Raw genomic sequence first — 474 nt, 5'->3', positions numbered from 1 at the left:
GATATGTACAGCGCCATCGCACCATTCCCGTTTGTGGAGACGATCATGCAACCGCCCTCATTCTTCGTCACGCCCGGATATGGCGACCGACTGCGAGACCTGCTCCATTACTCTCAGGCCGTGCGCATCGGGGATCGGGTGGAAATCTCCGGTCAAGGCGGTTGGAACGACGATCTTGTCATAGCCGCAGACCTCGAAGACGAGATCGCGCAGGCCTTTCGCAATGTCGAGCGCACTCTCTCCACCGCAGGGGCAAGCTGGGCGAATGTGGTGCACGTGAACTCGTACCACGTCGGCGGATTCCCGCCGGTGGTCAACGAGACGATGGCAACGCTGTTCAGACGCTATATGCCCGATCACGCGCCGATCTGGACGCAGGTCGGTGTCGAAGCGCTTGGTCTTCCGGAAATGCGGATCGAGATCCGGGTGACCGCGATCGTGCCATGACCACACAGCGCCAACGAGCGCCCCGGT

The 474-nt window shown here is 61.2% G+C and carries 1 protein-coding gene; it reads left to right on the top strand.

Annotated features, from left to right (window positions below; all coding sequences use genetic code 11):
• Window positions 1–447, top strand: a 447-nt coding sequence (locus IDG65_RS14215) for a RidA family protein (protein ID WP_241012759.1), incomplete at its 5' end; no start/stop codon positions are given.
• Window positions 448–474 lie beyond the last annotated feature (27 nt).

Source organism: Staphylococcus sp. EG-SA-17 (assembly GCF_017151845.1).
Classification (GTDB): domain Bacteria; phylum Bacillota; class Bacilli; order Staphylococcales; family Staphylococcaceae; genus Staphylococcus; species Staphylococcus aureus.
The sequence above is the reverse complement of the archived record's forward strand: the minus strand, read 5'-3'. Positions and strand labels throughout refer to the sequence as shown.